The organism is Amycolatopsis sp. PS_44_ISF1 (genome assembly GCF_032335455.1).
GTDB lineage: Bacteria > Actinomycetota > Actinomycetes > Mycobacteriales > Pseudonocardiaceae > Amycolatopsis.
The window spans coordinates 959259-983624 of sequence record NZ_JANUXO010000002.1 but is presented as its reverse complement, the minus strand read 5'-3'; the positions used below and the strand labels follow the sequence as shown (position 1 = coordinate 983624).

Genomic DNA, 24366 nt, shown 5'->3' with positions numbered 1-24366 from the left:
GAATTCGGATAATTCTTCCCGAGTCGCGCTGGGAGCGTTTCGTGTTTCGTTCTTCGGGTCCACCGAGCAGGCCGGGGACGGGCGTGGCCTCGGCCGCCTTCCCTGTTTCGCTGGCCCCGTTTCGCGCCCACGCTCGTGTTCGCGCCTGCCGCGCCACTGCCCGGCCGCCATTCCTCCATCGGAGGGCTGGGCGTGTGCGACAGTAGGGGAGGTGGGATGCCGGCCCCTTATCGGGTGGCCCGCCGGCATCCCACCCTCTTCAGGTCGTTCGGGAGGCTGGATTAGTTACTTCTTCCGTCCGGCCCAACCGGATGGAGTGCGATTATTACGCTAATTGGGTGATCCGCTTTGCCGGCGATTGTCTGGTTCCATTTGTTCGGACATTGGCGCGCGCACCCTCGCTATCAGGGCTTTACGGTTTCCGGGCGACGACGCAGCCGAGGATGCGCTGGGCGATCGACGGCCGGCCGAGCATCGGCCCGTCGGGCCACCAGTCCGACACCGCCGTGACCTCGCCCGGCCGGCCGGGGCCGGGCGGGATGACTTCCCAGCCGTGCACCAGCTCGAGGATCTCCGCGGCGGTGCGGGCGGTGATCGTCTTCATCGGCCCGTTGCGGATCTCCCGCAGCGTCTCCTGCAGGATCCGGTCGTCCTCGGAGCCGTCGCCCGGATCGAGCACGTGGCTGATGGCCAGGTAGGAGCCCGAAGGCAGCCGTTCGGCGAAGGCCCGGGTCACCTCGGCGGCCCGGCTGCCCTCGCCGGCGTTGTGGTGCAGCGCGGCCAGGAACAGCACGGCGATCGGCCGGTCCCAGTCCAGGTGCCGCCGGACCACCTCGGCCTCGAGGATGCTGGGCGGGTCGAAGAAGTCCGCCTGCAGGTACTCCGTGTGCTCGTTTTCGTCGAGCAGGGCCCGGCCGTGGGCGGCCACCACGGGGTCGTAGTCCACGTAGGCGACCTTCGCCTCCTGGTGCACCCGCTGCACCACCTGGTGCACGTTCTCCGCGGTCGGCAGGCCCGAGCCGCAGTCGAGGTACTGGGTGACCCCGGCGCTGTCGGCGAGGAACCGGCACAGCCGGATCAGGAAGTTCCGGTTCTGCCAGGCGACATCGGCCACCTCGGGCATGTGCTGCTTGATCGCGTCGGCCTGCCGGCGGTCGACCTCGTAGTTGTCTTTACCGCCGAGCAGGTGGTCGTAGACGCGCGCGACGCTCGGAGTACCCGGGTCGACCCCGGGCGGAGCGCCTGTTTCACCGGACATCGCAGACCTCCCGCACCAGGTTCGTGATAGCTGGCGCACACAGTAGTGGCGCCCGGTGGCGCGGGAAAACCGGCTGTCACGGTGTCGTTCGGCCGCTGTCGTCAGAAGTACCGTGAAGCCGCTTCGGCGGCGGGTGGTAGACCACCGGGGCATCGCCCCGGTTGCCCGAAGGAGTTCCCCATCATGTTCGTGCGTCGCTGCCTCGGGACGCTCGGCGCCCTGACCACGCTGGCCGGTACGGCCGTGGCCGTCCCCCCGGCCGCGGACGCGGCCGTCACCTGCAGCAGCTACACCAGCCGCGCCGTCCTCGGTGGCTACGAGCAGACCCTGACCTGCCCCGGGGGCGGGTTCTTCATGGTCGAGGGCCTGGGCACCACGCTGACCGATGCCTCGGCCCAGGCCGCGGCGGTGGTGCAGGACCAGGCCACCACGGGGCTGCCCTGCACCTTCTACAACGGCAGCACGGACAAGCTCGGCGGGTTCGGCGTGACGCTGGAGTGCAGCGGACCGGGCGGCCTGACCTTCACCAACGGCCTGGGCACGAAGCTCACCGAAGCCGCCGTGGAGGCCCGCACCCTGGTCCAGGTCTACGCGGCGACGCACCAGCAGTGCAGCGACTACTCCACGAGCGCGGTCATCGGCGGGTTCAGCGTGACCTTGGAGTGCATCGCGCCGGCCGGCATCTACTTCGTGACGGGCACCGGCACCAAGCTCACCGACGCCGCGGCCGCGGCCCGGGCGCTGATCCACACCAGCTGAGCGAGCGGGTTCAGCGGGCCCAGTCCGGCACCCACACCTCCTCGCGGGAGGTTTCCCGGTACCGGGTGCACAGGTACCGGAGGAAGTCCGCGAGGACCGGGTGGGGGTTGTCCGCGCGCCAGACCACCGACAGGGGGTAGACCGGGGCCGGGTCGACGACGGGGATGCGGCGCAGGTCGTAGCTCTCCGGCCACAGGTAGCGGGAGCCCTCGCCGACGAAGGTGGCCAGCCGGGTGGAGTCGGCGATTTCCGCGAGGAGGGCTTCGACGCCGAAGCTCGGGCCGATCGTGTCGATGGTGAGCCCGAAGGCCCGGGCCAGGTCGTCGTAGTAGCCCAGCGGCTCGGCGTCGGACAGGCCGGGCATCCAGATCGGGTGGCCGGTGAGCCCGGCCAGGGTCACCGACGGGGCGTCGGCCAGCGGGTGCTGCGGGCCGACCAGCAGCTCGTGGCGGTCGTCGATCACGCGCGAGGAGCGGAGCCCGTCCGGGACCGCGCGGGCCGAGGCTCGCAGGGAGCGGAACGTGGCGTCGAGGGTGCCGGCGCCGATCTCGGCCAGCGCCGACGCGGCGTCGCCGTGGGCCAGCGTCACGACATCCAGGTCGATGCCGGGGTGCTGCTGGTAGAAGGCGTGCAGGAGGTTGGACGGGGCGATCCGGCGGCCGACGACGTCGATCCGCAGGGGCCGCCGCCCCGGAGTCACCGCGGTCGTGACGCGCTCGGCGGCCCGGAGCAGTTCGCGGGCGTGGGGCAGCAGCGCCTGCCCGTCCACGGTGAGCCGCACGCCCCGGGCGAGCCGGGCGAAGAGCTTGACCCGCAGCTCCCGCTCCAGCCCCGCCACCCGGCGGGACGCGCCCTGCTGGGTGATCCCCAGACCGTCGGCCGCCGTCTGGAACCGCCCGCTGTCGGCGACGGCGACGAAGGTACGAACCGCTTCGAGATCCACCCGGCAGAACCTACGCCCACAACCACTGGTTGTGGGTCCGGCCTCGGTGCGTTGTGGGTGCGGGCCCACCAACCGCGGAAAGTCAAGGGCGGCATCACTTTCACCCTCGTCACCGACCACGCCGAGCGCCCGGACCGGAGACCGGGCCCGGCTCCCGCGAGCGGTCGTCCCGCAGGCTCAGGAGCAGCAGCGGGGTTGCCAGGAGGGCCAGTCCGGCGAGGCCGACGGCGGCGCGCGGGCCGGTCAGCCCGGCCAGCCCGCCCCCCAGCGCGGTCAGCGTCGCGGTGACCGCCTTGCCCGCGATCGACCAGGCGGAGAGCGTGCGGGTGATCCGGTCGGCGGGTACCTGCCGGAGCCGGTGGGTGGCCAGCACCGGGTTGAACACGGCGCAGCAGGTGATCAGCCCGAATTCGACCGCGATCACCAGGACCAGGCCGAAGGCGCCGGGGCGGACGAAGACCAGTCCGAGCGGCCAGCCCGCGCGCAGCGCGCCGGCGGTGAGCAGGACGTGGTGCCGGCCGAACCGTCCGGCCAGCCGCCGGGCCAGCCGGGAGCCGACGAGGCCGCCGATGCCGGGGGCGGCGAACGCGAGTCCGTACTCCCACGGGGCGAATCCGAGCTCGCCGAGCATGAGCACCGCCATCAGCGGGGCGGCGGCCATGATCAGTCCGTTGACCAGCAGGACGTTGAAGAACAGCGGGCGCAGGGACGGGTGGGTCAGCAGAAAGCGCCAGCCCTCGGCCAGGTCGGCGGCGCGGAGCCCGCGCCCGGGGGCGCGGGCCGGGTGCGGCTCCCCGCCGCCGATGGCCCGGATCCCCGCCGCCGAGAGCGCGAAGCCGGCCGCGTTGGCCACCACCGTCACGACCGGGCCCAGCAGCCCGATCGCCGCCCCGCCGAGCGGCGGCCCGAGCAGGGTCGCGGTCCAGGTGGTCGACTCGAACCGCCCGTTGGCCGCCAGCAGGTCCTCCTCGGGCACCAGCGATTTGAGGCGGGCGCCGCTCGCGGCGGTGAAGGTGATGTCGGCGGCGCTGACGAGCACCGAGACGAGGAGCAACTGGACGAAGACGAGCTGGTTCAGCACGTAGGCCAGGGGCACGGTCAGCAGTGCCGCGCACCGGACCAGGTCCATCGCGATCATCACCGGCTGCTTGCGCCGGAACTCCACCCATGGGCCGAGCGGCAGCGCGAGCACCGCGCCCACCGCGAGGCCGGCGGCCGCCAGCAGCGAAACCCGGCCCGGCCCGGCGTGCAGCACCCGGATCGCGAGCACCGGGAAGGCGTCGAAGGCGAGCCACGTCCCGAACGCGCTCACCGCGTACGCGGCCCACAACCACGTGAACTGCCGCCGCAGCACCGGTTCGCCCTGCATCCGCACTGGCTCCGTCCGTTCCCGAGATGCCTTTCGAGATCGCGGATCCAAACCGACGGACGGGGTCACGGTCAAACAACCGGCCCCGGTAGAGCCACAACCACCGGTTGTACCGCGCCGGTGAACCGGGTCCTCACCGGGCGGGGAAGCAGATCGCCGGGCCCGGTTTCGCGAGCGGAAGGACGCGGACCGCGAGATCGAGGGTTGCGGACGGGGTCGGAGAGGGTAGCCGAAGATCGAAGGCCGGTGCCGCGATGGCGCCGGCGCGACCCCGAGGGAGTGTCCGCTGTGGCTGCTGTTGCGCACTATGTTGAGGTCGAAGCCCCGGCCCAGGCGTGTTATGACTGGTGGCGGTCGCTGACCCGGCTGCCGCAGGTGTTCTCCGACGTGAAGTCGGTCGAGCCGGTCGACGGGGACGCCACCCGCACCCGCTGGAAGGTGGCGGGACCGGTGGGCTCCACCGTGGAGTGGGAGGCGAAGATCGTCGAGGACGCCCCGCCGCACAAGATCGCCTGGGCCACCGTGGACGACGCCGACGCCGACGTGAAGAACGCCGGTGTGGTGCGGTTCGACGACAAGGGCAACGGCCGCACCGGGGTGGAGATCTCGTTCGAGTACGAGCCGCCGGCCGGGAAGCTGGGGGAGGCGGTCGCGTCGCTGCTGGCGGACCCGCAGAAGAAGGTCGAGCGCGCCGCGGCCGAGTTCAAGACGGTCATCGAGGCCCGCTGACCTCGGCCGGGTCCGGGCGCGGCCGAGCCGGTGCCCGGACCCGGACGGCCCGGCCGGTTGCCCCGCCTCACCCGGCCGGAGATTTCTCGCCGGGCTTCGGCATGGCTGCGCGCCGGCGGGGTAACCCGGGAGCATGACGAGCCTGGGATACTTCCTCTCCTGTGAGCAGTACGGCCCCAAGGAACTGATCGCACAGGCGGTCGCGGCCGAGCGGGCCGGGTTCGAGCGGTTGTGGATCTCCGACCACTTCCACCCGTGGAACGACGAACAGGGGCAGAGCCCGTTCGTCTGGTCGGTCATCGGCGCGCTGTCCGAGGCGGTCTCGCTGCCGGTGACCACGGCCGTGACCTGTCCGCTGGTGCGGATCCACCCGGCGGTGATCGCCCAGGCCGCGGCGACCGCGGCAGTCCAGCTCGACGGCCGGTTCGTGCTCGGGCTCGGCTCGGGCGAAGCGCTCAACGAGCACATCCTGGGCGACCCGTGGCCGTCGGCGGGCCGGCGGCTGGCCATGCTGGAGGAAGCGGTCGGGCTGATCCGCACCCTGCACTCGGCCGGCGCGCGGGGCGAGGCGATCAGCCACCACGGCGAGTTCTACGAGGTGCAGGACGCCCGGATCTACACCGTCACCGAAAGCCCCGTGCCCATCTACCTCTCCGGCTTCGGCCCGCAGGCGACCGAGCTGGCCGGCCGGATCGGCGACGGGTTCTGCACCGTGACCCCCGACGCCGAGCTGATCCGGACCTTCCGCGACTCCGGCGGCGGGTCCAAGCCGGTGCAGGCGGGGATGAAGGTCGCGTGGGGCAGCGACCGCGAACGCAGCCGGGCCGAAGCGCACCGCTTGTGGCCCAACGAAGCCCTCGGCGGCCAGCTGCCCCAGATCCTGCCGCGGCCGCAGGACTTCGAAGCCGCCACCGCATCGATCAGCCCGGACCAGGTCGCCGAGACCGTCGTCTGCGGTGACGACCCCCGCGAGCACCTCGACCGCGTGCGCGAGTACGTCGACGCGGGGGCCGACGAGATCTACGTCCAGCAGATCGGCCCGGACTTCGACGCCTTCTTCCGGGGCTGGCAGGAGCACGTCATCCCCGCCGTCGGCTGACCGCCCCGGGCGCCCACGCCCGCACCACCCCGGGACCGGCCCCCTCGGCCGTGGCCCCCACCCCGACTCCCCCGGAGGGCACCAGTGCAGGAGCGCGTACGGGTCGCAGACGACCTCGAGGTGGCGACCGGTCCCGGCCGGTGGGCGGCCGGCGAGGCGCACTACCTCTACCACGAGATCTTCACCCATGACGACTACCTCCGGGATCTTCCCGCCCTGCGCCCGGACGCGGTGGTCGTCGACGCCGGCGCCAACCTCGGGTTGTTCGCGTTGCGGATAGCCCGGGACTGCCCGGACGCCCGGCTGGTCGCCGTGGAACCGGTTCCGTCGACCTGCGCCCTGCTCCGGGTCAACACCGCTGCCCTCGCCCCGGGTTCGGTGCGCGTCGTCGAGGCCGCGCTCGGCGACCGCCCGGGGCGCACCACCCTGACCGCCTACCGGTACCTGCCGGCCAACTCGACCGCGCACCCGAGGGAGAAGCCGGCGGACTGGGTGGCGGCGATGCGGGAAACCCAGCCGGACGCGGAGACCGCCGACGAAATGCTGCGCACCGACCTGGTCGAAGCCGAGGTGGTGACCCTCTCCGGCATCCTGCCTCCCGGCGACCGGATCGATCTGGTCAAGATCGATGTGGAGGGCGCGGAACTGGAGGTGCTGCGCGGTGTCGACGACCGCGACTGGCCCCGGATCGACGCGCTGGTCATCGAGGTGCACGACGTCGCCGGCCGCTTGGGCGAGATCGAGAACCTGCTTGCGCAACAGGGTTTCGACTGCACCGTCCGGGTGCCGGCGATGATGTCCGCGGAGTTGCGCCACCACATCGTGACCGCCCGGCGGAGCTGACCGGCGTCACTCCCAGCGGGCGAAGAAACCCGCCAGCGTCCGGTTCCGGTCGTCGGTCTCGACCGGGAGGCGGTGCCGGCCGAACGCGTGCTCGACGACTTCGCCGGGCTCGAACCGGGCCGACCACCGCCGGGCCCGGCCCACCGCGCGCGTCGACTTCGCCACGGCCTGGACCTCGCCGTCGTGGACCAGCTCCACCAGTCCGGCGTCGGACTCCGAGATCAGCGCCACCGCGCGTTCGACCGCCGTCTCGGGCAGGGGGTGGCGGACCTCGAACCGGACGCGGGCCCGGCGGAGCTGGTCCTCGGTCCACGGGGCGGTGCGCACGGCGGACGCGTAGGTCTCCAGCAGCCGCTCGTCCCGCGTGGGCAGGCGGATCGCGAGATCGCGGTGGGTCTGGCGCAGCAGGGCGTGCACCGTGCGCACGGTGTGGTCGAACGCACCGTCGGTGTGCACGTCGGCGAGCACGTCGGGGATCAGGCCGGGCAGCGGGGCGCCCCGGGTGGCCGGCTCGGGGATCAGCGCGGCCAGGCGGGCACTCTGGTACTCCATGATCGCCTCGGCCTCGCCCCGGCCGGCCCAGTCCGGGCCCTCGTGCCAGGCGACCGCGTCCCGCTCGTGCACCAGCACCGCGCCGGCGTTCCAGGCCCGGTAGGCGAAATCCCAGTCCTCCCCGCCGTAATCCACGAACCGCTCGTCGAACCCGCCCAGGTCGTGGAACAGGCTTCGCCGGCAGCACAGCACGGCGCCGATCAGGAAGCGGAAACTGCGGCCGTCGGCGTGCAGCAGGTTGCCCGAGGCGGCGTAGGCGTCGGCCAGCCAGGCCGGTTCCGGCAGCACGGCGGCGGGGCCGGGGCTCTCGTCCTCGGCCAGCCCGGCGAACGAGGCGTGCCGGCGCCGGCCCACCGCCAGGACGTCCGGGCTCCTCCCGACGTGGCGCACGATTTCCTCGACGTAGCCCGGTTCCGGCACGGTGTCGGCATCGAGGAAGACCAGCACCTCGCCCGTGCTCCGCTCGACGGCCAGGTTGCGGGCCGTGCCGGCCCGGAAGCCCTGGTCCGGCTGGCTGACGACCACGGTTTCGATCCCGGGCACGGTGAAGGCCGGGGTGCGCGCCGATCCGTCGTCGGCCAGCACGACCTGCCGCGGGGGCAGGCTCTGCCGCCGCAGCGCCGAAGCCATGCGGCCGAGCAGGTGGTGCTGCTCGTAGTGGGTCACGACCACCGTCACCGCCGGGGCCGGCCGGGGATAGCCGCTCAGCCGGTCCCACCGGTTGTGCTGGATCAGGATGTCGGTGAGCACGGGGCACCCTCGTGGGCGGCGAGCACGCGCCGGTAGAGCGCGACGTGTTCGGCACCGATGTCGCGCCAGCGCGGGACCTCGGCCAGCCGGGTCTCCCGCGGGTCGGCGAGCGCGCGGGCGGTCCGTTCCGCCAGCTCGGCCGAAGTCGCCGCCAGCGCGAGGTTGCCCGGGTAGCGACGCTCGATCTCCCGGCTGTACGGACCGGCCCAGGTGATGGGCCGGCGCTGGCACGACAACCAGGACAGCAGCGAGCCACTCGCGCTGACCTCGCGGTTGAGCACGAGCGGCACCCCGGCCGCGCGCGCGATGGCGGCGAACCGGTCGTCGGTCAGGTGGCCGGTGATGACGAACGGAACGCCCTTGGCTTCGGCCCGAACTCGCAGCTGCTCGGCCAATTCGTCGTGCCCCGCGCTAGCGGTGCCCGCGGCGAACACCCCGGGCGGGCCTTCGGGCCGGTCCCGGCCCACGGCCGCCGCCACGTCGATCGCCTCGCGATGGCCCTTTCCGGGGTAGAGGTAGCCGAGCACGACCAGCGACGAGGCCACCTCCTCCGGGGCCCGGAGGGCGAGCGCCGCGGGTTCGGCCGGCAGGGGCAGGTCGATGTGGTGCACCGGCTTGGCGGTGAGCCGGGCGACCTTGGCGGCTTCGTGCTCGGCGGAGACGATCACCGAGTCACTGGCTTCGAGCACGGCGGTGTAGCCGGCGCACCGGGCCAGGTCGCGCCGCCCGCGACCGGCGGGATCGGGCACGTCGTGCACGGTCACCACCAGCGGGCGCCGGGCCCGCGCCGCCCAGGCGCGGTAGGCGCGGGCGGCCTCGTCGATGGTCGGGCCGAACAACGCGTCGGTGAAGTGGGCGTGGGTCAGGTCCGGCTCGGGGCCGCCCGCCGAGACCCCGCGGGCCGCGCACAGCCGGGCCACGGACCGGGCGTGGCGCACGACCCCGTGGCCGGCCGGCCCGGGAGCGTGGGAGTGCACCCTCATGCCGGTGAACCCGTCGTGACCCCGGTGCGGGTCACCTCGCGGTAGACCGACGCGTGGGCGGCGGCGATGACCGCGCGCTCGGCTTCCCGGCGCCGTGGGTCGGCGCGCCAGTGCGGCCGGTGGTGATAAGCGTGCCGCAGCGCGCGGTCGAGGCCGGCCTGGTCCACTTCGGTCTCGGTGCGGTGGTACAGCAGGCACGGTGCCTGCTCGTCGAAGAACCCGCAGTCCGGCGCCAGCACGGTGGTGCCGAGGTCGTGGCAGGCCTCCAGCCACCCGGAATGGGTGCCGAACCGGTGCGGCAGCACGGAGACGTCGAGACTTTCGAGGTAGTCGAACAACTCGGCGTCGGAGAACCGCGAGCGCACGGTGACCGGCACCCCCTGGCTTCGCAGGGCCTCGGCCGCCCGCGAGCCACCGGCGTCGTCGTGGGCGTGCACCACCAGCCGGGCCCCGGGCAGGGTCGCCACGGTGCGGGCGAGCTGCGCGGCGACGGCCACGGCGTCGCAGTTCGCCCGCATGCTCTTCGCGTGCACCCCGACCACGAACGCGTCTCCGGCCGGGCGGGGGGAGACGCGGCCCGCGCGAACCGGGTCCACGACCTGCGGGTGCGCGACCACCGTCGCGACCCGGTCCCACTCGCGGGTGATCACCGCGGCCGCGCCCGGGGTGAGGGTCAGCACCGCGTCGGCCGCGGGCACGAGGACGTCCAGTGCGGCCCGGTGCGGGCCGGGATCGGCCTGGTGCGGGTTGCGGAGGTCGTGGACGGTGAGCACGAGGGGCTTCCCCAGCTCCCGCAGCACCCCGGCCATCGACCGCAACTGGGCGGGGGAGCGGTGCTCGAAGCCGAAGTGCAGGTGCAGCAGGTCGAACCGGTCGCGGTGGGCCCGCAGCCACGCGGGCTCCAGCGAGGGGTGCGGCCACCACTGCCCGGACGGCGCTCCCGGGACCGGTGGATCGGCCAGCATCCGGAACGCCGGAGCGGCCCGCACATCCGCGATATTGCGGGTATAAGAATGGCCGGCGGGAACTGCGGCAACCATCAGCGGCCTCTGCACCGATTACGGGTATCCACTTTGTGCGCCGGCCAAACATCGCCCCGCACCGGTTCACCCGATCTTCGCCCAGGGCTAGGTGGACCGCCGAGCCGGGATCCATGATGGACCCCATGGATCCCGTTCGCCCCAACGATTGCCGAGCCTTCGGCCCGGGAGAGGGCGAAGCCGGGGGCGCCGGAGGAGGCCGCCTCGACCCCGGGGGACCGCGGGGCCGGACCGATCCGAGTCGCGCCCGCTCCTTCCCGTTCGTTTCCCGCGGCGCCGGTACGGGTACCTCCGATTCACGCACCGAGGATCCGAGACTCGTCCCCACCTTTTCGATGTGCCGGAAGAACGGAAATTCCGCTGACTCAGCCCGCGCGGGTGGCCCACCGGGATCGGGCCGTGGCTACCGTGCGCCCGGGACCGCGATTTCTGGTCCCGGCGCGCTCGACGTGCGCGGTGCCCTCACCGATCGTCCGGCCCGCGGACCCGGCCGGTGAACTGTCCCCGGGCGAGCCGCCGGCCCTTTTCTGTCGGTGCCGTGCGGTAGGTATTGGCCGTGGTGATCGCCGAAGCGCGGAGAAGGGAGCGAGCGCGCCGCCGACTCGTGGAGTCGTCGCCACGCGAGGCCGGACGCGCCGATCCGGTCCCGGTGCGTGACGGCCGGCGTCGAAGTGGACGAACACATGCTGCAGAAGGAGCACAGGCGGTGGTACACGCAACACCCGCGGTGGGTCGAGGCCGAAGTGACTTGGCACCGGCCGCAGCCGGCCCGGTCCGGTCCGTGGTCCCGGAGCCGCCGGCCCCCGGCCGCCCGGCCGGAACCGCGCTGGCCATCGGCTTGGTCGCCTCCGCGCGCTACCCCATCCGGGAGCCCTTCGCCGGCGGCCTGGAGGCGCACACCTGGCAGTTGGCCACCGGTCTGCGCAAGCGGGGCCACCGGGTGACCGTCTTCGGCGGGACCGGCTCCGACCCCGCCCTGGAGGTCCGCTCGATGCCGGTCCTGCCGGCCCTGTCGGCCCAGGCCCGGCTGGACGTCAGCATGCCCGCCGACTACTTCATCGCCGAGCACCACGCCTACCTCGGGCTGATGCTCGACCTCGGCGCGGCCGCGCAGTGCGACGTGGTGCACAACAACTCGCTGCACTACCTGCCCATCGCCATGGCGGCCACCCTGCGCACCCCGATGCTGACCACCCTGCACACCCCGCCCACGCCGTGGCTGGAGTCGGCGATCCGGCTGCGCTCGACCGGCCACACCCGGTTCGCCGCGGTCAGCGCCCACACCGCGCGGCAGTGGTCGGCCCTGATCCCCGCGATCTCGGTGGTGTCGAACGGAGTCGACCTGGACCGGTGGACGCCCGGGGCCGGGGGCGAGCCACCGGTCTGGTTCGGCCGCCTGGTCCCGGAGAAGGGACCGGAGCTCGCCATCGAAGCCGCCCGCGTGGCCGGGAGCGGGCTCCGGCTGGCCGGCCCGCGACCGGACGCGGAGTACTTCCGGCACCGGGTCGAGCCGCTGCTGGGCGGTGACGTCGAGTACCTGGGCCACCTCACCCACCGCGACCTGGTGCGGCTGGTCGGGTCGGCGAGCGTGGCCGTGGTGTCCCCGCGCTGGGAGGAGCCCTACGGGCTGGTGGTGGCCGAAGCGCTCGCGTGCGGCACCCCGGTCGCCGGGTTCGCGCGCGGCGCGCTGCCCGAGGTCCTCGACGAGCACACCGGCGTCCTGGCCGCCCCCGACGACGTCGCGGGGCTCGCCGTGGCGATCACCGCCGCCGCCACCCTGGACCGCGCCGCGGCGCGAAGGCGGGCGGAAGCCACGTGCTCGGTGGAGCGGATGGTCGACGGCTACGTCGAGATCTACCGGGAGCTGCGAGCGTGATCGCCTACTACGTCCACCACCACGGCTCCGGGCACCTCCGGCGGGCCGCCGCCATCGCCGCGCACCTCGGTGAACAGCTGCTGGGGCTCTCCAGCCTGCCCCGGCCGTCCGGCTGGCCGGGCCGGTGGACCACGCTGCCCGACGACGCCGGGGGAGCCGACGCCCAGCGCGACGACGTCACCGCCGGAGCCACCCTGCACTGGGTCCCCCGGCACCACGCCGGTCTGCGCGATCGGATGGCGCTGGTCAGCGCCGAGCTGCGGCGGTACCCGGTCCGCCTGCTGGTGGCCGACGTCTCGGTGGAGATCGCGCTGCTGGCCCGCCTGCACGGGGTGCCCGTGGTCGTCGTCGCCCAGCCGGGGCGGCGCACCGACCGGGCCCACCGGACGGCCTACGACCTGGCCGAGGCCATCCTCGCGCCGTGGCCGGCCCGGCCCGCGCCGGGCTGGCCGCCGCGGTGGCTGTCCAAGACCGTGCACACCGGCGCGTTCTCCCGCTTCGACGGCCGGACCCCGGCCCCCGCCGCCGCGGCCCGGCGCGTGCTGGTGCTGTGGGGGGCCGGGGGCCTGGCGGTCTCCACCGCCCAGCTGCACGCCGCCGCGACGGCCACCCCGGCCTGGCAGTGGGATATCGCCGGCCCGCTCCGGCCCGGCGAGGACCCCGGGAGCCGGCCCGCCAACCTGCACCACCACGGCTGGGTGGCCGATCCGTGGCCACTGCTGGCCGGGGCGGAGGTGGTGGTCACCCACGCCGGCCAGAACGCGCTGGCCGAGGTCGCCGCCGCCCGCCGGCCCGCGGTCGTCATCCCCCAGCCCCGGCCGTTCGGGGAGCAGTCCGCGACCGCGGCGGCCCTGAACCGGGCGTCGCTGGGCGTGGTCCGCCGATCCTGGCCCGCCCCCGCCCGGTGGTCCGGCGTGCTGGCCGAAGCCAGTTCTCGCGGCGGAGACTGGCGAAGCTGGTCGCCCGGGGACGGGGCGGGGCGAGCCGCCGCCGCGCTGCGCGAGCTGGCGGGGCCCCGGTGACCGGTCCGGCGCGACCGCCGCGCACCGCGGTCGTCACCATCGCGGCCGGGCGTGATTCCCACCTTCGACGGCAGCGCGCGGCCCTGGACGGGGCCGACGCCCCGGTGCACGTCGTGGTCGGCATGGGCGCGCCGCCCCGGTTGCCGCCCCGACCTCCGGCGCCGCCGGTGACACCGGTGGCCGTACCCCTCGGCCACGGCGGGCTGCCCCTGGCCGCGGCGCGCAACGCGGGCGCGCGCGCCGCCATCGACCAGGGGGCCGAACTGCTGGTCTTCCTCGACGTCGACTGCATACCCGGCCCAGGTTGCCTGGCCCGGTACGTCGCCGCGGCGGGCCGGGTCCCGCCGGCCACGCTGCTGTGCGGGCCGGTGGCCTACCTTCCCCCACCCCCGTCCGGTGGGTACCCGGAGCCGGGCGGGCTCGCCCGGCTCGCCCGTCCGCACGAGGGCCGACCGGCACCCGAACCGGGCGAGATCACGCTGGAGGAGCAGCGCTTCGAACTGTTCTGGTCGTTGTCCTTCGCGCTCACGCGCGAAGACTGGGCCCGCTTCGGCGGGTTCTGCGAAGAATTCGTCGGCTACGGCGCCGAAGACACCGACTTCGCGCTCCGAGCGGCCGAGCGCGGTGCGCGGCTCGCCTGGGTCGGCGGCGCCACCGCCTACCACCAGCACCACCCACCCAGCCGGCACGAACCGCGGCACGTCCGCGAGCTGGTGGCCAACGCCCACCGGTTCCGCCGCCGGCACGGGTTCTGGCCCATGGCCGACTGGCTGGCCGAACTGGACCGGGCGGGCGCCGTCCGGTTCGACCGCGCCCGCGACACCCTCCGCCTGCTCCCCGGGTCCGGCGCCCGGCTCGCCATCCGCCAAGCCTTGTGAGGAAACACCATGCGCGCTCGACACGTCGCCGTCATCGGCACCGGATACGTCGGACTCACCACCGGGGCCTGCCTGGCCTCACTCGGCCACACCGTGGTCTGCGCCGACACCGACCGGGCCAAGATCCAGCGGCTGCGTGAGGGCCGGGTCGGGATCCTCGAACCGGGGCTGGCCGACCTGGTCGCCGACGGCACCGCCGCGGGCCGGCTCACCTGGGCCACCGGCACCGGGGCGGTGTTCGCTCCGGCGGCCCGCCCGGTGGAGCTGGTCTTCCTCTGCGTCCCGACCCCGATGGGGGCCGGTGGCCTGGCCGACCTCGGCATCCTCGAAGCGGTGGTGGACGAGATCCGGCTCCTGGTGCCCGCCGGGTGCGTCGTGGTGACCAAGTCCACCGTGCCGGTGGGCACCGCGGAGCGGCTGACGCAACTGCTGGACCGGCCGGACGTGGCGGTGGTGTCGAACCCGGAGTTCCTGCGCGAAGGCACGGCCGTGCAGGACTTCCTGCACCCGGACCGCATCGTGGTCGGCTCGGACCGGCGCGAGGCGGCCGAGCAGGTCGCCGGGCTCTACGCGCGGCTGGGCGCGCCGACCGTGCTGACCGACAGCGCCTCGGCCGAGCTCGTCAAGTACGCGGCCAACTGCTTTCTGGCGATGAAGCTGTCCTACGTCAACGCCGTCGCCGAACTCTGTGACCGCGTCGGAGCCGACATCGTCGACGTCACCGAGGGAATGGGGCACGACCGCCGCATCGGCCAGGAGTTCCTGTCACCCGGTCCGGGCTGGGGCGGTTCGTGCCTGCCCAAGGACACCTCGGCGCTGCTGCAACTGGCCGACTCCGCCGATTTCGAGTTCCGGCTCGTCCGGGCGGCCATCGACACCAACATCCGGCAGCACAAGCGGATGGTCGACAAGATCCGCGTCGCGGTCACCGGGCGCCAGGCCGGATCGCTCAGCAAGGTGCGCCTGGCGCTGCTGGGCCTGACCTTCAAGGCCGGCACCGACGACCTGCGGGACTCGCCGGCCCTGGCGGTCGCGGCGCTGCTGCGCCAGGCCGGAGCCGAGGTGATCGCCTTCGACCCCGCGGTGCCCCCGGCCGGTGAGCAGGCAGCGCGGCTCCCGTTCGCCGTGGCCGGTGACGCCTACCAGGCCGCGGACGGCGCCGACGCCGTGGTCGTCCTCACCGAATGGCCCGAGTTCCGGCACCTGGACTGGGCCCGCCTGGCCGGGACGCTGCGCACCCGGGCCGTCGTCGACACCCGCAACCTGCTCGACCCCGCCGTCCTGGTCCGAGCGGGTCTCACCTGGACCGGCCTGGGCCGTCCGGTCCGCTCCGCGCTCCCGGAGGAGGAAGCACCGGAGGCCGTTTCGTCGCCGGCGCCGGTGGGTGCGCATCCGTGACTCGCCCGCTGCCTGAAGGGTTAGCAGGTCCAGCAGGTCCAGCAGGTCACTGAGCCACGAGGCCGGTGACGGGATCGCCGAGACCGGATCGGGCGGCTGCGATCACCCGGGCGGACACTCGGCCGTGGTCGCGGCCCTGCCATTCGGTGATTCTATGGCAGCGGCCCGAAACCTTCATGGCGCGACGGGATTAGCCGGGGAGCTCCCCGCGCTGAACCCGGTGACACCACATCGTCAGGAGGTACTCATGACAGTCTCGATCACCGGGAAGAAGCTGCTGATCGTCGGCGGCAGCTCGGGCATCGCGCGACAGCTGGCCGAGGACGCGTCCGGTCAGGGCGCGAGCGTCGTCCTGGCCGGACGGCGGCCGGTCGACGTCCCGGGAGTCACCGCCGCCCGCGTCGACCTCGCCGACGAGTCGTCGATCCGGGAGCTGGCGGCCGAGGTCGGCCCGCTGGACTACTTGGTCTCGCTCGCCGCCGACCACGCCAACGGCCCGGTCGGCGAACTCGATCGCGACGCCGTCCACCGCGCGTTCGACGCCAAGGTCGTCGGCCCGATCCTGCTGGCCAAGCATCTCGCACCGCAGTTGCGCGAGGGCGGCGCGATCCTGCTGTTCTCCGGCGTCGCGGCCTGGCGCCCCAGCCCGGGGCTGGCCGTCATGGCCACCACCAACGGGGCGGTCAGCTTCCTCGCGCGGGCCCTGGCGGTGGAGCTGGCACCGATCCGGGTCAACGCGTTGTCGCCGGGCATCGTCGACTCCGGCTCCTGGGACCGGATGGGCGCCGACCGGGACGGATTCTTCGAGGAGGTCGCCACCGGCAACCCCGCCCGGCGGGTGGGCCGGCCCGAGGACATCGCCTCGGCCGCGCTGCTGGCCCTGACCAATCCCTTCCTCACCGGCACCACCCTGCACGTCGACGGCGGGGGCCGGATCGCCTGATCCCCCCACGCCGCATCGAGACCCGGAGCGAGCGGCGGCCCGGGTCTGGGGCTCGATGCGGTGAGCCGCGCGGGATGGAGGGTGCCGGCCGTGTCGTGGAGGGGCCGCGACCCGGCCGGCACCCCCAGGGTGTCCCGTGGGGTGCCGCGGTAAACCGGCGGGACCGGCCGGGTTCGGGCGGCCGGTCCGTCCGAGCCGGTCCCGCGAGCCGGTCCGCGAAGGCGGATCCACGGTCGGCGGGCTCCGCCGTCCCGGTCCGGGCCACCGCGGGCCCGGCGGTTCCCCGGACCCGGACGGAGACCGGTCAGCGGGTGGTGTAGCCGCCGTTGGCGAAGATCGTCTGCCCGGTGATCCACCAGCCTTCGGTGGCCAGGAAGGTCACGATCGGGGCGATGTCCTCGATCCGGGTGAGCTGACCGCCCATGGCCTGCGACTTGTGGAACTCGACCCGCTCGGGGGTTTCCTGCCCGTAGAAGAACGGCGTGTCCATCGGGCCGGGGGCGACGGCGTTCACCGAGATCCGCCGCTCGGCGAATTCCTTGGCCGCGGCCCGGGTGAAGTGCTCCACCGGGCTCTTGCCGCCGGCGTAGGTGGAGTAGCCGTCGGTGAAGGCGGCCAGCAGCGCGGTCACGATGGTGATGATCTTGCCGCCGTCGTTGAGCTGCCGGCCGGCCTCCTTGATGAAGAAGTAGGCCGCTTTGGCGTTGATGTCGAACATCGAGTCGTACTCGTCCTCGGTGGTCTCGACGATCGGCTTGCGCAGCACCTTTCCGATGGTGTTGACGGCGATGTCGATCCGGCCGAGCGCGGCGGCGGCGTCGGTGAACAGGGCGGCCATGGCCTCCGGCGAGGTCAGGTCGCCGGTGAGCAGCACCCCTCGGCCCCCGGCGGACTCGACCGCGGCCAGGGTCTCCTCGGCCTGGGGCCGGGTGGAGCCGGAGTTGTAGTGGATCGCCACGTTGGCGCCGGCTTCGGCGGCGCGGCGGCTGATCAGGCCGCCCAGGTTCTTGGCTCCCGCCGCCACCAGCACGTTCTTGCCCTCGAGGGACTGGCCCGTCATCGGTGCTCCTAACAAAGATATATGTACATGTATCACTTGTCAGGATCTACTATAGCGGTGTGATGGCCAAAACGCACATCGATACACGGACGAGGCTGGTCGACGCCGCCGCCGAGCTGATCGCGGCCTCCCCGGGCGAGGACTTCTCCTTGCGCGCGGTGTGCGAACAGGTCGGGGTCAAGATGCCGACGCTCTACCACTTCTTCGGCAGCAAGCAGGGGCTGGTCGACGCGGTCGTCGAGCGCGGCTTCGAGCTGTACCTGGCCCGAAAGGACGCGCAAGAGAGCACCGGCGACCCGATCCAGGACCTGCGCGAAGGGTGGGACGCCCACGTCGCGTTCGGGATCGGGTTCCCCGGCTTCTACGCGCTCATGTACGGCAGCGTCCGGCCCGGCCACTCACCGGCCGCGCAGGCGCGGCCGAGCGAAGCCCTCCGGGCGCTCACCCGGGCCGCGGCCGACCAGGGACGCCTGGTGGTGCCCCCGGACCAGGCCGCCGCGCACGTCCTCGCCGCCAACATCGGCGTCACGCTGCGGCAGATCGTGCTCGCCGCCGAGGACCGGCCGCTGTCGGAAGCGGTCCGGGAGGGTGTGATCGCCGCGATCACCGGGACCGCGGGCGATTCCGGCGCCGGCCACTCGCCCCGCGCCGACCTGCGCCGCGTCCTCGAACACGCGGCGGCGCACCCCGGCATCCTCGGGGTGACCGAGACGCAGCTGCTCGGCGAATGGCTGCGGAAGCTGGCCGGGCACCCCTGACTCCTCCCGGGCCGCGGGGGAGCCAGGGGTGCGGGCCGATCAGCGGCCGGACGGGCTCACCGGCCGGCCGAAGCGCTCGTGGGACGGGGACCGGTGGCTCCGCGGACCAGCATGGACAGGTCGACCGCCCGGGCCATCGCCCGGTAGCCGGCGTCGCCGGGGTGGAGGTGGTCGCCGCTGTCGTACTGGGGGTCGTACACCTGCGGGTCCGCCGGGTTCGCCACGGCCGCGGCGAAGTCGGCCGTGCCGTCGAACTCGCCGCCGTGCCGGATCCAGTCGTTCACGGCCGCGCGGGTGCGCTCGCCGTCCTCCGACCAGTAGAAGGCGCCCTTGAACGGCAGCAGGGTCGCGCCGTAGACCCGCACCCCGGCGGCGTGCGCCCGGGCGATCAGCTGCCGGTAGGCGGCGATCAGCTCGTCCGGTGCGAGGTGCGGCCGGGTACCGAGATCGCTGGCGCCGATGTCGTTGACGCCTTCGAGCACGATGACCGCCCGCACCCCCGGCTGGCCCAGCACGTCGCGGTCGAACCTCGCCAGCGCGCTCACCCCGGACAGTCCCGAGTCCTGCAGCACCTGGTTGCCGCCGATGCCCTCGTTCACCACCGACAGCGTCCGGCCCGGGCGTTCGTGCAGCCGCCGGCCCAGCTCGTCCGGCCACCGGTCGTTGGCGTTCACCGCCGAGTTCGCGCCGTCGGTGATCGAATCGCCGAACCCGACGACCGAACCGGCCACAGTGGACTCCGGCTGCACGTCGACCCCGCTGGCGAACAGCCAGCACGGGATGGTGGCCGGATAACCGCCGGAGTCCTCGGCCGCGGACCAGTCGCCGGTCTTGGACACGAAGTTGTCCTGCTGCGCCGACGGGTGCTCGGTGGCCGGGCCGTGCAACTGCGGCACGTACACGCTCACGGCGAGCTCCTGGTGGGCCTGGACCGGCAGGTCCAGCCAATCGCTGAGCACCGAGGAGCCGGGCACGACCGTCACCGCCTTGCTGCCGCCGAAGGTGAGGGGGTGGCTGGACCCGGGCACCAGCCGCGCGCCGGAGAGGACCACGCCGACCGAAGCGGCGGGGACGACGAGCGGCGCGGTGCCGAACTGGTTGCTCAGCCGTACCCGGACCTTCGACCCGCCGACGCTCGGGTAGACGATGTTGCGCACCGTCTGGTCCTGCAGCCCGCCGTCGCCGCCCGGGCAGCCGAACAGGGTCTGCCCGGCGACCGGGGCCGCCGCCCAGGCACCCGTCGCCGCCACCGCGGGCCGGGCGTCAGCCGGACCGGCGACCGCCAAGGACAACGCGGTGACGCCGGCGGTCACGGCCGCGAACGCTCTTCTGCTCATGGTGTTCCTTCGGGTCGTCGAGGACTTCCGGACGGTGGAGCGGGGGTTCAGCTCGTGCGACGCGGGAGGTTGAGACCTTCCGCCACCCAGCGCGGCCGCCCGGAGGCCAGGGCCCGGCCGGGCCACGAGACCGTGACCGCGGCGGTCTCGCCCGGGAGCAGCCACAGGTAGTTTTCGCTGCAGCGCAACGGAAGCACCCGGTGATCGGTGCGCGGGTCGCGCGCCGAGAGCCGGACGCCCGCGGTGACCGCGCGGCCGGTGTTGCGCACGGTGACCACCGCTTCGCAGCGGTCGCCGGTGCGGCGGACCGGGCCGGCGTGCAGGTCGACGTCGGTGGTCGCCCGGGCCAGTTCCCGTGCGTCGGCCGGGGTCCGGTAGCGCCAGTAGGTGTTGCGCGAGAGTTCGGCGCCGTCCGGGCCGGTCAGGCGCAGCCGAAGCAGGTGCAGGGCCGGCAGCGCCGGGGTGAACGGCACGGTGAAGGCGGCCGAGACCGAGGAGGCCGGGACCGCCACCGGCGCGGTCAGCGGAGCCCCCAGCGGCCGGCCGCGCAGGTCGAACAGCTCGGCGTGCACCGTGGCCCCGTCGAGGGGCCGCGCGGTCTGGTTGACCGCGTGGACCTGCCAGTCCGACAGGCGGGCCTGCACGTGCCGGGGTTCGCAGCCCTTGCGGGCGCCGTGGAAGCTGCCGTTGGTGTCGAGGTCGTAGTCGTAGGTCTGCCAGACCGTGCTGTGGTGCGCCGGGTGGGACATCCACAGCAGCACGCCCGACGCGTCGTCCCACAGGGCCGCGTTGTAGGCCTCGAAGATGGCGCGCATGCTCTCGTAGTTGACCAGCTGGGCCTTGGCGCAGAAGTCCTCGAGCGAGGACGCGGGCCCGAACCGGTCTTCGATCGCGGCGCGGTAGGTTTCGGGGTTCTGGCCGCCGCGGGTGCACCAGTCGTGGTGGAACCACACCGGGCCGATCGGCCAGGCCGGCTGGTCACCGGCGAGCCGCCGCAGGCTCTCCGCGACCGGCACGGTCGGCAGGCCGATCTCGGTGTGGAAGCCGTAGCTGCCGATCGAATAGGTGTCGCCGTCGAAGTAGCGGGCCGGGTCGATCCACGAGTACGGGCCGTGCCCGGTGACCACGCCGCCGGCGGAATTGCCCTGGTACCACAGCTCCGGCTGGGCCCGGGCGAGCAGGGCCCGGAGGCCGGTGTCCATGGCCGCCGGCGGGTCGCTTTCGTTGGTGGCGCACCACACCGCGATCGAGGGGTGGTGCCGGTAGCGCACGACGGTGTCCTCGGCGATGGCCAGGAAGACGCCGGTGTCGGGCGGGAAGATCGCGTCGCCGGCCCAGAAGTCGTTCCACACCAGGATGCCGTTCTCGTCGCAGGCGGCGAAGAACTCCTCCCGGTTGCTGGAGCCGACCCAGTTGCGGATCATGGTGAAGTTCATGTCGCGGTGCAGCTCGACGGTGTCGGCCATGCGGTGGGGGAGCACGCGGCGCAGCAGCTCGTCGAAGCCCCAGTTGCCGCCCTTGGCGAACACGCGCACCCCGTTGACGCTGATCTGCAACGGGGTCCCGGCGTTGCTGACCGGCTTGACCTCGCGCCAGGTGGCGCCGTCGTCGGACACCTGCACGGCGAAGGTCAGCGCGTAGGCCGCCTCCCAGGTGAGCACGACCCGGTCGAACGCCGCCGGCCCGCCCAGGTCGACCTGGATCCACTGGCCGTCGGAGTACCCCGAAGACCAGCGCGTGTCGTCGCGGCCGTCCACGGCGTTCGAAGCGGTGTCGTTCGCGTTGTCCTCCGACGACGCGGTCGCGGTGCCGCCCCGGGCCAGATCCGGCCCGGAACCATCCACAACGGACAGTGTCCACAGGGAGATCCCGTACCCGGTGGCGCGTTTGCCGCCGTGGATCCGCACGTACCGGGCGGTGACCCGGTCGAATGCGACCGTCTGCGGCGGCGAGTGGTCGGTGGCCGGGTCGACCACGACCGGCTGGGTCGCGGCGTAGCCGAACTGCCGCAGTCCGGTGCGCACCGCGCGGCGGTCGCTGACCCGGCCGTCCACGGTGGCGGTCATGGTCAGCGGGTGCAGTTTCGCTTCGCCGTAACCGTTGGGCCACCACAGTTCCGGCCGGTGCAGGCGCAGCGACGGCTCGGTCGCCGGGCTGAACGTGACGTCGGCCGAAGCACCCGCCGCCAGTTCCACCCGGCGTCCGGCCCGTGCGCCCGCCAGCTCGATGGCGACGGTCACCGAAAGCGGGCCGGGCGAGGCGTTGCGCACCGGGACGACCACCGTCACCTCGGCCACCGTGGTGTCGGGCAGGCCCGGCAGCCTGGTGTCGACGCGGGGTTCGCCGAGCACGGCGTCGCCGGTCGAGCGCAGCCGGACGTGGTTCCAGATCCCGGCGCCGCGGTCGCGGACCCCGGGCATCCAGTCCCAGCCGCTGATCGAGATGTAGCCGGGCAGGTCCTTCTGCCCGGCGTTGGAGTTCAGCGTCGAGATCCCGTCCGGGCCCTTGTCGCCGGGGTTGCCCGGGTGCGGCATCGGGTCGATCCGCACGGCGAGGGCGTGCGGTCCGTGGCCGCGCAGGGCGGTGGTGACGTCGAAGGCCGCCCGGGCGACGGGGTGGGTCAGCTCGCCGGCGGCGGCCCCGTTCACCCAGACCTGCGCGTGGTGGTCGACGCCGTCGAACTCCAGCCAGACGCGGCGGCTGGTGTCGAACCCGCGGGGGAGCGTGAACTCCCGGCGGTACCACCAGCGGTGCCGCGAGAGCGCCTCCGGAGCGCGCAGGTTGCCGAACCCGCTGGTCGGCTCGGGCAGCTTGCCCTGCTCGACCAGGCTGGCGTGCACGGTGCCGGGCACGGTCGCGGGCAGCCAGTCCGAGGTGTCCGCACCGGCGCGGGCCAGCGCGGGCCCGTCGGCGCTCACGCGGGAGTCCATGGTCAGGGCCCAGCCCGACTCCAGCGGGACGGTGCCGTCGTCGGCGGTGCCCAGCGCGGGCGGGCGGCCGGGGTCGGTCCCCCAGTCGGTCCACCCGGTGACGGCCGGCCGAGGGCGGCCGGAGTGCCCGTAGACCTCGAACGCGTTGACCCCGAGCGGGTTGGCGTTCGCCTGCTCCGTGGCCGAGAGCCGGACCCAGCGGGCGGTGACCGGCCGATCGAGGCCGATCGCCACGCGGCCGCCGGGGCTGCCGGTGGCCGTGTGGACGGTCTGCCAGGTGCGTCCGTCGGCGGAGACGTCGAGGGTGAACGCGGTCGCGGAGCTGGACAGCACCTCCCAGCCGGTGGTGTCGAGGAACGGGTTGATGCCCGAAGCGGGCGTGAAGGGCGGGTCGGTGGCGGTCGCCTCGAACACCAGGACCACCGACTCGATCGTGCAAGGCGCCTGCAGGTCGACCGCGAGCCACTGCGGGTCGCCGGCGCCGGCGCGCCAGCCGGAGCCGCGGACACCGGTCTCGGCCAGCCCGTCCACGGCGAACCACGCCGGGGTCGGCGCGTACGCGGTGGACGAGGCCGACACCGGCCGGTAGCGCGCGAGATCGGTGGCCGGCGGCCGGGCTTCGGCGGGGTCCGCCAGCGCGGCCGGCAGCCCCAGTCCGGCCAGCAGGACGGCGTGGGACTGGAGGAACCGGCGGCGGGAAACGTCGCTCACGGGCGGGGCTCCTTATCGGGAGAGCTGGAGGTCGACGAACCGGGGCCGGTTGTGGTCGATGTCGGCGTAGAGGTCGGCGAGTCGTTCGCTGTTGGTGTTGTAGGAGACGACCAGGTGCCCGGGGCGGCTGATCTCCGGGTGCGCGGCGACGTTGTAGGTGTAGCGGCCGGGCCCGGCTTCGGGCGCGGTGTAGACCGTCTCACCGCCGGTGAACGGCCCGGCCGGGCTGGCGGCGTGGTAGGCGTGGATGGTGTTGCCCAGGCCCGAGCCGAACGTGGTGAGCAGGTACTCGCCGCCGATCGGGGTCACGCCGAAGGAGCTGCCGACGTCGCCGAGCAGCCGTACCGACCCGGCCGGATCGCCGGTCCAGCCGGTCGCGGTGCGGAACTGCCAGGGCCCGTCGAGCCGGCCGAGCGGAGCGCGGGCGAGGTGCAGGTACTTGGTGGGGCCGTCGCCTTCGACGCCGTAGACGAAGGTCCACGCCCCGTCTCGCATCAGCTCGGTGCCCCACTGGACACCGCCGGCGGAAGGCACCTCGGTCAGCTTCTCCACCCGGAACGTGAACGGGTCGAGGGTCGCGAGCTTCGTGCGGGTCCAGGCGAAGTTGAACGGTGGCGGGCCGTCGGTCGGCTCCTGCTCGAACTCGATCACGCGCAGCTTGCCCCCGTCGACCGTGCCGTCGCCGTTCCAGTACCAGTGGTCGTTGGGCCGGTCCGGGCTCTGCGGGGTCGGCCCGACGAGCGACCGCGGGTGCCCGGCCGGGCCCGGCGCGATGGTGGCCAGCGGGTGCCGGCCGTCCACTGTGGACAGCACGGCCGAGTTGTGGGTGAACGCCGCCGACCCCGGCAGGCTGTCGTCGGCGCGCACCGGCCCGAAGAACGTGTCGTTGAACAGCCACACCACCGGCCCGGAAGGCAGCCGGGTCGAGTAGGTGCCGTCCGCGGCCGCCCAGCCGGCCCCGGGGCGGCGCCCGAACTCCTGCCAGCTCCGGGTGAGCGCGGTGTCGGCCCGCGCGCCGGTGATCCTCAGGGGACGACCGGTCGCGGCGGCCGGCCCGGCCAGGGCGAGCGAAGCGGTGAGGACGGTGCACAGCGCCAAGGCGCGGCGGGCGATCATGGGCCGGTCCCT

Annotated in this window: 20 protein-coding genes; 10 read left to right on the top strand and 10 right to left on the bottom strand. The window is 73.7% G+C overall.

What is annotated here, in order from left to right; genetic code table 11:
- Positions 1 to 412 precede the first annotated feature (412 nt).
- On the bottom strand, positions 413 to 1258 hold the full coding sequence (locus tag NYF13_RS19210; RefSeq protein ID WP_315658548.1) for an SAM-dependent methyltransferase: 846 nt from the start codon (positions 1256 to 1258) through the stop codon (positions 413 to 415).
- Positions 1259 to 1441: 183 nt separating this feature from the next.
- On the opposite strand from NYF13_RS19210, the gene NYF13_RS19205 reads away from it, so the two are divergent.
- The gene (locus NYF13_RS19205) at positions 1442 to 2017 is read left to right on the top strand and encodes a hypothetical protein (protein ID WP_315658547.1); all 576 of its coding nucleotides are present in this window, start codon (positions 1442 to 1444) and stop codon (positions 2015 to 2017) included.
- Between the two features lie 10 nt (positions 2018 to 2027).
- Here NYF13_RS19205 and NYF13_RS19200 read toward each other — a convergent pair whose 3' ends face one another.
- Positions 2028 to 2960, bottom strand: coding sequence for a LysR family transcriptional regulator (locus NYF13_RS19200; RefSeq protein WP_315658545.1), 933 nt, complete (start codon positions 2958 to 2960; stop codon positions 2028 to 2030).
- A gap of 109 nt (positions 2961 to 3069) precedes the next feature.
- Entirely contained in the window at positions 3070 to 4329 is a 1260-nt protein-coding gene (locus NYF13_RS19195; protein ID WP_315658544.1) for an MFS transporter, read from the bottom strand.
- Positions 4330 to 4617: 288 nt separating this feature from the next.
- Here NYF13_RS19195 and NYF13_RS19190 point away from each other — a divergent pair, with 288 nt between their 5' ends.
- From NYF13_RS19190 to NYF13_RS19180, 3 genes are all read left to right on the top strand, one after another.
- Positions 4618 to 5058 (top strand): SRPBCC family protein, encoded by a 441-nt coding sequence (locus NYF13_RS19190; protein WP_315658543.1) that lies wholly within the window; start codon positions 4618 to 4620, stop codon positions 5056 to 5058.
- A 133-nt stretch (positions 5059 to 5191) separates the two neighbouring features.
- Positions 5192 to 6157 carry a TIGR03557 family F420-dependent LLM class oxidoreductase gene (locus NYF13_RS19185; protein WP_315658542.1) on the top strand — a complete coding sequence of 322 codons (966 nt, stop codon included), beginning with the start codon at positions 5192 to 5194 and terminating at the stop codon, positions 6155 to 6157.
- 84 nt (positions 6158 to 6241) lie between these two features.
- Positions 6242 to 7000, top strand: a complete 759-nt coding sequence (locus NYF13_RS19180; protein WP_315658541.1) for an FkbM family methyltransferase — start codon at positions 6242 to 6244, stop codon at positions 6998 to 7000.
- Positions 7001 to 7006: 6 nt separating this feature from the next.
- On the opposite strand, the gene NYF13_RS19175 is transcribed toward NYF13_RS19180, so the two are convergent.
- The 3 genes from NYF13_RS19175 to NYF13_RS19165 are packed head-to-tail and all read right to left on the bottom strand — an operon-like array spanning position 7007 to position 10274.
- Positions 7007 to 8302, bottom strand: a complete 1296-nt coding sequence (locus tag NYF13_RS19175; RefSeq protein WP_315658540.1) for a glycosyltransferase — start codon at positions 8300 to 8302, stop codon at positions 7007 to 7009.
- The gene (locus NYF13_RS19170) at positions 8284 to 9285 is read right to left on the bottom strand and encodes a hypothetical protein (RefSeq protein WP_315658539.1); all 1002 of its coding nucleotides are present in this window, start codon (positions 9283 to 9285) and stop codon (positions 8284 to 8286) included. The genes NYF13_RS19175 and NYF13_RS19170 overlap by 19 nt, the downstream gene beginning before the upstream one ends.
- A complete protein-coding gene (locus NYF13_RS19165; protein ID WP_315658538.1) occupies positions 9282 to 10274 on the bottom strand; it encodes a glycosyltransferase family 1 protein in 993 nt (330 codons plus the stop codon). The genes NYF13_RS19170 and NYF13_RS19165 overlap by 4 nt, the downstream gene beginning before the upstream one ends.
- An 832-nt stretch (positions 10275 to 11106) precedes the next feature.
- Here NYF13_RS19165 and NYF13_RS19160 point away from each other — a divergent pair.
- From NYF13_RS19160 to NYF13_RS19140, 5 genes are all read left to right on the top strand, one after another.
- Complete coding sequence (locus NYF13_RS19160; RefSeq protein WP_315658537.1) at positions 11107 to 12201, top strand: glycosyltransferase; 1095 nt, start codon at positions 11107 to 11109, stop codon at positions 12199 to 12201.
- Positions 12198 to 13223 carry a glycosyltransferase gene (locus NYF13_RS19155; protein WP_315658536.1) on the top strand — a complete coding sequence of 342 codons (1026 nt, stop codon included), beginning with the start codon at positions 12198 to 12200 and terminating at the stop codon, positions 13221 to 13223. Before NYF13_RS19160 ends, NYF13_RS19155 begins: the two co-directional genes overlap by 4 nt.
- Positions 13220 to 14101, top strand: coding sequence for a galactosyltransferase-related protein (locus NYF13_RS19150; protein WP_315658535.1), 882 nt, complete (start codon positions 13220 to 13222; stop codon positions 14099 to 14101). Before NYF13_RS19155 ends, NYF13_RS19150 begins: the two co-directional genes overlap by 4 nt.
- A gap of 9 nt (positions 14102 to 14110) precedes the next feature.
- Complete coding sequence (locus NYF13_RS19145; RefSeq protein ID WP_315658534.1) at positions 14111 to 15499, top strand: UDP-glucose/GDP-mannose dehydrogenase family protein; 1389 nt, start codon at positions 14111 to 14113, stop codon at positions 15497 to 15499.
- A 247-nt stretch (positions 15500 to 15746) separates the two neighbouring features.
- Positions 15747 to 16442: an SDR family oxidoreductase gene (locus NYF13_RS19140; RefSeq protein WP_315658533.1), complete on the top strand. Its 696-nt coding sequence runs from the start codon at positions 15747 to 15749 to the stop codon at positions 16440 to 16442.
- Between the two features lie 304 nt (positions 16443 to 16746).
- On the opposite strand, the gene NYF13_RS19135 is transcribed toward NYF13_RS19140, so the two are convergent.
- Positions 16747 to 17502: an SDR family oxidoreductase gene (locus tag NYF13_RS19135; protein WP_315658532.1), complete on the bottom strand. Its 756-nt coding sequence runs from the start codon at positions 17500 to 17502 to the stop codon at positions 16747 to 16749.
- Positions 17503 to 17564: 62 nt separating this feature from the next.
- On the opposite strand from NYF13_RS19135, the gene NYF13_RS19130 reads away from it, so the two are divergent.
- Positions 17565 to 18260 (top strand): TetR/AcrR family transcriptional regulator, encoded by a 696-nt coding sequence (locus tag NYF13_RS19130; RefSeq protein ID WP_315658531.1) that lies wholly within the window; start codon positions 17565 to 17567, stop codon positions 18258 to 18260.
- A gap of 56 nt (positions 18261 to 18316) precedes the next feature.
- On the opposite strand, the gene NYF13_RS19125 is transcribed toward NYF13_RS19130, so the two are convergent.
- Genes NYF13_RS19125 through NYF13_RS19115 form a run of 3 tightly spaced genes read right to left on the bottom strand, consistent with a single transcriptional unit; the run spans position 18317 to position 24354 of the window.
- Positions 18317 to 19597, bottom strand: coding sequence for an SGNH/GDSL hydrolase family protein (locus NYF13_RS19125; protein ID WP_315658530.1), 1281 nt, complete (start codon positions 19595 to 19597; stop codon positions 18317 to 18319).
- 47 nt (positions 19598 to 19644) lie between these two features.
- Entirely contained in the window at positions 19645 to 23238 is a 3594-nt protein-coding gene (locus NYF13_RS19120; protein ID WP_315658529.1) for a discoidin domain-containing protein, read from the bottom strand.
- Positions 23239 to 23250: 12 nt separating this feature from the next.
- Positions 23251 to 24354, bottom strand: coding sequence for a DUF5005 domain-containing protein (locus NYF13_RS19115; RefSeq protein ID WP_315658527.1), 1104 nt, complete (start codon positions 24352 to 24354; stop codon positions 23251 to 23253).
- Positions 24355 to 24366 lie beyond the last annotated feature (12 nt).